Here is a 7,183-nt window from a genome sequence, read left to right on the forward strand (position 1 = left end):
AGCGGGTTGTCAGGAGTCGCGGCGCAGCTCTGGGGGGATAGGCAGGTCTTTGAGCGGGTCCGGGCGCTTGCCCTTACCCGCGCGGTACTGGCGGATCTGATAGACGTAGGCCAATACCTGCGCCACGGCCAGGTACAGCCCGGCCGGGATTTCCTGGTCTAGATCAGTGGAGTAGAAGATCGACCGCGCCAGCTCGGGCGATTCCAGCAGCAGGATGTCGTTGGCCACCGCGATCTCGCGGATCTTCAGCGCGGTGAAGTCACTGCCCTTGGCCAGCAGCATCGGCGCGCCGCCCTTCTCCGGGTCGTATTTGAGCGCCACGGCATAGTGGGTCGGGTTGGTGATGACCACATCGGCGTCGGGCACTGCGGCCATCATCTTGCGCTGGGACATCTCGCGCTGCAGCTGGCGAATGCGCTGCTTGACCTCTGGGCGGCCTTCCTGGTCCTTGTGCTCGTCGCGCACTTCCTGCTTGGTCATCAGCAGCTTCTTGTGGCTTTCCCACAGCTGGATCGGCGCATCCACGGCGGCAATGATGATCAGCCCGCAGGCCATCCACAGCGAACTCCAGCCCACCAATTGCACGCTGTGAATGATCGCCGACTCCAGCGGTTCATGGGCAATGCGCAGCAAATCATCAATGTCGGATGACAACACCGTCAGCGCCACAAACAGGATCAGAATGAATTTGGCCAAGGCCTTGAGCAGTTCCACCAGCGCCTTGCTGGAAAACATGCGCTTGAGCCCGGGCCCGGGGTTCATACGGCTGAACTTTGGCGCCATGCTGCCGGGCGCAAACAACCAGCCGCCGAGGGAGACCGGGCCGATCAACGCCGCCAGCAGCAGCGTAATCAGCACCGGTTGCACCGCCAGAATCGCGATTTTTCCCGAGTGCAGCAGGTACAGCCCCATGGCGCCTGGGCTGAGCAGCACTTCGCGGGGCAGGGAGAAGTTGAGCTTCATCAACTCCATCAGGTCCAACGCCAGGCCACCGCCGTAGATCAGCAGGCCACCGGCACCGGCGAGCATCACCGCCAGGGTATTGAGTTCTTTGGAGCGGGCAATCTCGCCCTTTTCCCGGGAGTCCTTTTTACGTTTCTCCGTGGGGTCTTCTGTCTTGTCCTGACCACTCTCGCTCTCGGCCATGGCTCAACGCGCCCGTGCCAGATCACGTAAGAACTGCAAGGCGTCGGTCGCCAGCGGTTGATACTGATTGAGAATGTCGGCCATGCCGATCCAGAAAATCCCCATGCCCAGCACCAGGGTCAACGGGAAACCGATAGAGAAGATGTTCAACTGCGGCGCCGCACGGGTCATGACACCGAACGCGATGTTGACCACCAGCAACGCAGTGATTGCCGGCAGCACCAGCAGCAACGATGCGCCCAGCACCCAACTGAGCCGGCCGACCAGCTCCCAGAAGTGGCTGACCACCAGTCCGGACCCCACCGGCAAGGTGGTGAAGCTCTCGGTCATCACCTCGAACACCACCAGGTGGCCGTTCATGGCCAGGAAAATCAAGGTCACCAGCATGGTCAAGAATTGCCCGATCACCGCCACCGACACGCCGTTGGTGGGGTCGACCATGGACGCGAAGCCCATGCCCATCTGGATCGAGATAATCTGCCCGGCAATCACGAACGCCTGGAAAAACAACGTCAGCGAGAACCCCAGCAGCGCCCCGATCAAAATCTGCTCGGCAATCAGCAACAAGGCACTGAGGTCCAGGGCATTCACCGGCGGCATCGGCGGCAACCCGGGCACGATCACCACGGTGATGGCGAACGCGAAATACAGGCGGATACGGCGCGGCACGAGGGTGGTGCCGAACACCGGCATGGTCATCAGCACGGCCGTGACACGGAACATCGGCAAGATGAATGACGCCACCCAGGTGCTGATCTGGGTGTCGGTCAATGCCAGCACAGACTGCATGCGGTCAGCCGATCAACTGCGGAATACTGCCGTACAGCTGCAGGATGTATTCCATAAAGGTTTGCACCAGCCATGGGCCGGCAACGATCAAGGTGATCAGCATCACCAGCAAACGCGGCAGAAAGCTCAAGGTCTGTTCGTTGATCTGGGTCGCGGCCTGGAACATCGCCACCAGCAGGCCCACCAACAGGCTGGGCACCACCAGCACGGCAACCATCATGGTGGTCAGCCACAGCGCTTCACGAAACAGGTCGACCGCTACTTCTGGCGTCATCGCGCTATACCCCGCCGAAACTGCTGGCCAGGGTGCCGATGATCAGCGCCCAGCCGTCCACCAGCACGAACAGCATGATCTTGAACGGCAACGAAATAATCAGTGGCGACAGCATCATCATACCCATGGCCATCAGCACGCTCGCCACCACCAGGTCGATGATCAGGAACGGGATAAAGATCATGAAGCCGATCTGGAACGCGGTCTTCAGTTCAGAGGTGACAAACGCCGGCACCAGGATCGTCAGCGGCGCCTGGTCCGGGGTGGCGATGTCGGTCCGCTTGGACAGGCGCATGAACAGTTCAAGATCGCTCGAACGGGTCTGCGACAGCATGAAGTCCTTGATCGGGCCCTGGGCCTTGTCGATGGCGTCCTGGGCGGTGAGTTTTTCTGCCAGGTAAGGTTGCAGGGCTTGCTGGTTCACCTTGTCGAACACTGGCGCCATGATGAACAGTGTCAGGAACAAGGCCATGCCGGTGAGGATCTGGTTCGACGGCGTCTGCTGCAGGCCCAGGGCCTGACGCAGGATCGAGAACACGATGATGATCCGCGTGAAGCTGGTCATCAGCATGACGAACGCCGGGATAAAGCTCAGCGCCGTCATGATCAGCAGGATCTGCAGGCTGACCGAATATTCCTGGGCCCCGGCCGCGTTGGTGCCCAGGGTAATCGCCGGAATCGACAACGGGTCGGCGGCCATCGCCATCGGCGCGGCCAGCAACAGCATGAGCGTCAATAAAACGCGCATTACTTCTTATCCTTCTGATCCTTGCCCAGCAACTCCATCAGGCGCTGGGCGAATTCGGGTGTGGCGGCCTGGGTCTGGGCCACTTCCACCGGCGTCTTGAGCACGTGCAACGGGGTGATGCGCCCGGGCGTGATGCCAAGCAGAATCTGCTCATCACCCACTTGCACCAGCACCAACCGGTCCCGCGGGCCGAGGGCGCGCGAGCCGATCATCTCGATGACCTGGCCGTTGCCCGGCCCGATGCGCTGCACGCGGCGCATCAGCCAGGCCAGCACGAAGATCAGGCCAACCACCAGCAGCAAACCCAGCACCAGTTGGGTCAATTGCCCACCGATGCCGCTGCTCACCACGGGTGCCGCTGCCGTCGCGGCTTGCGCCACCGGCTCGGCCGCCAGGGCGCTCAATGGCAGCGCCAGAAACAGTCCCGCCATCGAATACTTCATATCAGCGCAACTTCTTGATGCGTTCGCTCGGGCTGATCACGTCCGTCAGGCGGATGCCGAACTTCTCGTTGACCACCACCACCTCGCCGTGGGCGATCAGGGTGCCGTTGACCAGCACATCCAGCGGCTCACCGGCCAGGCGGTCGAGCTCGATCACCGAACCCTGGTTCAGTTGCAGCAGGTTGCGGATGTTGATTTCAGTGCTGCCCACTTCCATGGAGATCGACACCGGAATGTCGAGGATCACGTCCAGGTTCGGGCCATCGAGGCTCACCGGGTCGTTGTTCTTCGGCACGCTGCCGAATTCTTCCATCGCCAGGCGGTTGCCGGCCGGTGCAGTGGCGGCATCGGCAGCCAGCAGTGCGTCGATGTCGTCTTGGCCGACATCGCCGGTTTCTTCCAGGGCCGCAGCCCACTCGTCAGCCAGGGCCTGGTCTTCGGCGGAAGTGTTTTCGTGTTCGGTAGCCATTACATGTCCTCGGCGCAGCGAAAATTCATCAATAAATTAGGGCGGATCAGCGACGGTTGATCGGCTCGACCACTTGCAACGCCAGGTTGCCCTTGTGGGAACCGAGCTTGACCTTGAACGACGGCACGCCGTTGGCGCGCATGATCAGTTCTTCCGGCAGTTCCACAGGGATCACGTCACCCGGCTGCATGTGCAGGATGTCGCGCAGGCGCAACTGGCGACGGGCCACGGTGGCGCTCAGCGGTACGTCGACATCCAACAGGTCTTCGCGCAGGGCCTTGACCCAGCGTTCGTCCTGGTCGTCGAGGTCGGACTGGAAACCGGCGTCGAGCATTTCGCGCACCGGCTCGATCATCGAGTACGGCATGGTCACGTGCAGGTCGCCGCCGCCGCCATCGAGTTCGATGTGGAAGGTCGACACCACAATGGCTTCGCTGGGGCCGACGATGTTGGCCATGGCCGGGTTCACTTCCGAGTTGATGTACTCGAAATTGACCTCCATGATCGCCTGCCAGGCTTCCTTCAAGTCGATGAAGGCCTGCTCCAGCACCATGCGCACCACACGCAGTTCGGTCGGGGTGAACTCACGCCCTTCGATCTTGGCGTGACGGCCGTCGCCGCCGAAGAAGTTGTCCACCAGCTTGAACACCAGCTTGGCGTCGAGGATGAACAGCGCAGTGCCGCGCAACGGCTTGATCTTGACCAGGTTGAGGCTGGTGGGCACGTACAGCGAGTGCACGTATTCACCGAACTTCATCACCTGCACGCCGCCCACCGCCACGTCCGCCGAACGGCGCAGCATGTTGAACATGCTGATACGGGTGTAGCGGGCGAAACGCTCGTTGATCATTTCCAGGGTGGGCATGCGTCCACGGACGATGCGATCCTGGCTGGTCAGGTCATAACTTTTGACGCTGCCGGGCTCGGCAGCCATTTCGGTCTGTACCAGACCATCGTCGACGCCATGCAACAGCGCGTCGATTTCATCCTGGGACAGCAGGTCTTGCACGGCCATGTCGTGATCCTACTGCAATACGAAGTTAGTGAAGAGCGCCTGCTCGACCACGACTTTGCCGAGCTCTTTCTGGGCCACTTCCTGCACGCTGGCAGTGACCTTCTGGCGCAGCATTTCCTGGCCCACCGGGGTGGCCAGGCTGTCGAAGCTCTGCCCGGAGAACAGCATCACCAGGTTGTTGCGGATCACCGGCATGTGCACTTTGAGCGCATCCAGGTCCGCCTGGTTACGTGCCAGCAAGGTGATGCTCACCTGCAGGTAGCGTTGACGACCGTTCTGATTGAAGTTGGCGACAAAGGCCGGAAGCATCGGCTCGAAGATTGCCGGTTGCTTGACGTTGGTGGCGGTTTCGGCGGCTGGGGCCGGTTTGCTGGCACTGCTGTGCATGATGTACCAGGTGCCGCCCACCGACGCGCCGATGGCCAGGACCAGGCCCAGCACAATCAACAAGATAAGCTTGAGCTTGCCTTTACCTGCCGGGGGTTTTGCTGCGTCGTCGCTCTTCGCCATGCCAATAATCCGTCACTATTCGGGGATTCATAGATCTACGGAAAGGCAAGAGCAAGTGTTATGCCAGAGTTGTCTGGCATTCGGGGGAAGAGCAGGCAACGCTAATCAAATGTGGGAGCTGGCTTGCCTGCGATGGCGGTGGGTCAGCCAACATCTCTGTGACTGATATATCGCTATCGCAGGCAAGCCAGCTCCCACATTTAGACCGTGATCGCGCTTGGGTCAGGCGTAGTAGTCGACGGCGCTGGAGCCAATCACGGTGGTGGTGACCGGCGCGACGGCCGCTGCGACTTCGGCGTGGTCCGCCGCATCGCCGCCATCACCGCGGCCACCGCGGCCACTCACGCCACGAGCCTGGTTCTGCTGTTGTTGCTCCTGGCCCTGACCTTGCCAGCCACGGGACTGGTCGGAAACGTTGACGTCCACCTGCCCCATGCCCTGCTGCGCGAACATCTCACGCAGGCGGCCGGACTGGCTTTCCAGCGCTTCACGCACTACCGCATGGCCACTCATAAAGGTGACCTGGGCCTGCTGGTCGGCCGCCATGTTGACCTTGATGTCCAGGCGCCCCAGTTCTGCCGGCTGCAACTGGATCTCGGCCGACTTGAGGTTGGCGCTCGACAGGTACATCACGCGGTTGACCACTTCTTCGGTCCAGCCGCTCTGGTGCATCGCCAACGGCGCGTTGGCCACGGGCGGCAAGGCGTTTGCGGTTTTCGGCGTGGCGGCCTGGGTCAGCGCCGCCAGACGGTTGGCGAAGTCATCGACACGGGTGTCGCTGCTGGCGTCCTTCAAGTCCTTGAGGCCACCGTCGATGAGCCCGTTGAAGGTCTTGTCGCCACCGGTGTCGGTGCTGTCCTTGGCTGCTTGCTGGTCGACCATATTGGCCAGGCCTGCGGCGAAGTTCTGCGCGGCGGTCGGCTGGTCCTGCGTCGGCGCAGACGCGGCTTTTTGCGGCGTCTGGCTGCTGGCGGAGACGTGACCGCCCTGCTCCATCGCCAGGCGCACGGCCGGCATTGAGTCCAGTGGGTCGGCGGAAGGGTCGAAGGCGGGTTGCTTGGCTTCGTCGGTGGCGGCGACGGGCGGGGCAACCACGGGTTGAGCCTTTTCATCCGGGGCAGCGGCCGGCGCCGGGGTTACCGCAGGCACAGGGACCGCCACGGGGGTGACGGTGGCGATCAGCGCGGGGTCGACCACCGGGTCAACCGGAGGTTGCTGGACCAGGGACGGGTCGGTGGGTTTGTCGTCGTCGCTGCTGGCGCTGTCATCGGACTTGGCCGGTGGCGTGGCAGGCAAGGGTTTGCCGCTATCGGCAACCGCTGGCGTGCTGGCGGCAGGCTTGCTGCTGTTGTCAGCAGGCTTGGCGCTGGCGTCGGAGGTCTTGTCACGAGAAGGTTTGGACGGGGTGTCGTCGGTCTTTACCGTCGGCTTGGTGCCTTGGCTGGCGAACACCTGAGCGAAGCCAGGGCCCTTGTCCTGTGGGGCCGCAGCCGCTGCCGGAGGTGTAGCGGCGGGCGCTTGAGGCTTGGCTGCGGGGGCAGCCTGAAGGAGGGTGTTCGGGGCGACTGGCATAGGTAAAGGTCTCCACTGCATTGGGGATCGGGGATGCAGTATTGGGAGGTAGAGCAAGAGTCGGGCCAGGTTTTGGGGTTGGTTGGGTTTGCGGGGTACATATCCGTTATTTGGGTGATGGCTGAGTACGGTTCCGCCCTTACGGCGGCTCACTTTGGAAAAGCCGGAATGCCGGCCCAGCCCAAAGTAAGCAAAGGGCTCTTGCCCCAACACTCGG

At 62.2% G+C, this 7,183-nt stretch carries 9 protein-coding genes; all 9 read right to left on the reverse strand.

All coding sequences use genetic code 11. The features are described from left to right. Positions 1–9: 9 nt before the first annotated feature. Positions 10–1,146, reverse strand: coding sequence for a flagellar biosynthesis protein FlhB (gene flhB, locus HX792_RS27790; RefSeq protein ID WP_176999079.1), 1,137 nt, complete (start codon positions 1,144–1,146; stop codon positions 10–12). 3 nt (positions 1,147–1,149) lie between these two features. Next, complete coding sequence (gene fliR / locus HX792_RS27795) at positions 1,150–1,935, reverse strand: flagellar biosynthetic protein FliR (protein ID WP_176999080.1); 786 nt, start codon at positions 1,933–1,935, stop codon at positions 1,150–1,152. Between the two features lie 4 nt (positions 1,936–1,939). Next, a complete protein-coding gene (gene fliQ / locus HX792_RS27800) occupies positions 1,940–2,209 on the reverse strand; it encodes a flagellar biosynthesis protein FliQ (RefSeq protein ID WP_003214552.1) in 270 nt (89 codons plus the stop codon). 4 nt (positions 2,210–2,213) lie between these two features. Then, complete coding sequence (gene fliP, locus HX792_RS27805) at positions 2,214–2,957, reverse strand: flagellar type III secretion system pore protein FliP (protein ID WP_176999081.1); 744 nt, start codon at positions 2,955–2,957, stop codon at positions 2,214–2,216. Further along, positions 2,957–3,400 (reverse strand): flagellar biosynthetic protein FliO, encoded by a 444-nt coding sequence (gene fliO, locus HX792_RS27810; protein ID WP_176999082.1) that lies wholly within the window; start codon positions 3,398–3,400, stop codon positions 2,957–2,959. Before fliO ends, fliP begins: the two co-directional genes overlap by 1 nt. A gap of 1 nt (position 3,401) precedes the next feature. Continuing rightward, complete coding sequence (gene fliN / locus HX792_RS27815; RefSeq protein ID WP_003192941.1) at positions 3,402–3,869, reverse strand: flagellar motor switch protein FliN; 468 nt, start codon at positions 3,867–3,869, stop codon at positions 3,402–3,404. Between the two features lie 46 nt (positions 3,870–3,915). After that, positions 3,916–4,884 (reverse strand): flagellar motor switch protein FliM, encoded by a 969-nt coding sequence (fliM, locus tag HX792_RS27820; RefSeq protein ID WP_105523143.1) that lies wholly within the window; start codon positions 4,882–4,884, stop codon positions 3,916–3,918. Positions 4,885–4,893: 9 nt separating this feature from the next. Next, a complete protein-coding gene (gene fliL / locus HX792_RS27825) occupies positions 4,894–5,394 on the reverse strand; it encodes a flagellar basal body-associated protein FliL (protein WP_176999083.1) in 501 nt (166 codons plus the stop codon). A 222-nt stretch (positions 5,395–5,616) separates the two neighbouring features. Next, entirely contained in the window at positions 5,617–6,966 is a 1,350-nt protein-coding gene (locus HX792_RS27830) for a flagellar hook-length control protein FliK (protein ID WP_176999084.1), read from the reverse strand. Positions 6,967–7,183: the final 217 nt, after the last annotated feature.

The sequence above is a fragment of the Pseudomonas sp. B6002 genome, from assembly GCF_013385985.1.
Lineage (GTDB): Bacteria > Pseudomonadota > Gammaproteobacteria > Pseudomonadales > Pseudomonadaceae > Aquipseudomonas.

Bases quoted from the DNA above. Each gene is read 5' to 3' on its own strand.
- fliQ (WP_003214552.1), bottom strand. From the start codon at position 2,209: ATGACGCCAGAAGTAGCGGTCGACCTGTTTCGTGAAGCGCTGTGGCTG.
- fliO (WP_176999082.1), bottom strand. From the start codon at position 3,400: ATGAAGTATTCGATGGCGGGACTGTTTCTGGCGCTGCCATTGAGCGCC.
- flhB (WP_176999079.1), bottom strand. From the start codon at position 1,146: ATGGCCGAGAGCGAGAGTGGTCAGGACAAGACAGAAGACCCCACGGAG.
- fliP (WP_176999081.1), bottom strand. From the start codon at position 2,957: ATGCGCGTTTTATTGACGCTCATGCTGTTGCTGGCCGCGCCGATGGCG.
- fliM (WP_105523143.1), bottom strand. From the start codon at position 4,884: ATGGCCGTGCAAGACCTGCTGTCCCAGGATGAAATCGACGCGCTGTTG.
- fliN (WP_003192941.1), bottom strand. From the start codon at position 3,869: ATGGCTACCGAACACGAAAACACTTCCGCCGAAGACCAGGCCCTGGCT.
- HX792_RS27830 (WP_176999084.1), bottom strand. From the start codon at position 6,966: ATGCCAGTCGCCCCGAACACCCTCCTTCAGGCTGCCCCCGCAGCCAAG.
- fliL (WP_176999083.1), bottom strand. From the start codon at position 5,394: ATGGCGAAGAGCGACGACGCAGCAAAACCCCCGGCAGGTAAAGGCAAG.
- fliR (WP_176999080.1), bottom strand. From the start codon at position 1,935: ATGCAGTCTGTGCTGGCATTGACCGACACCCAGATCAGCACCTGGGTG.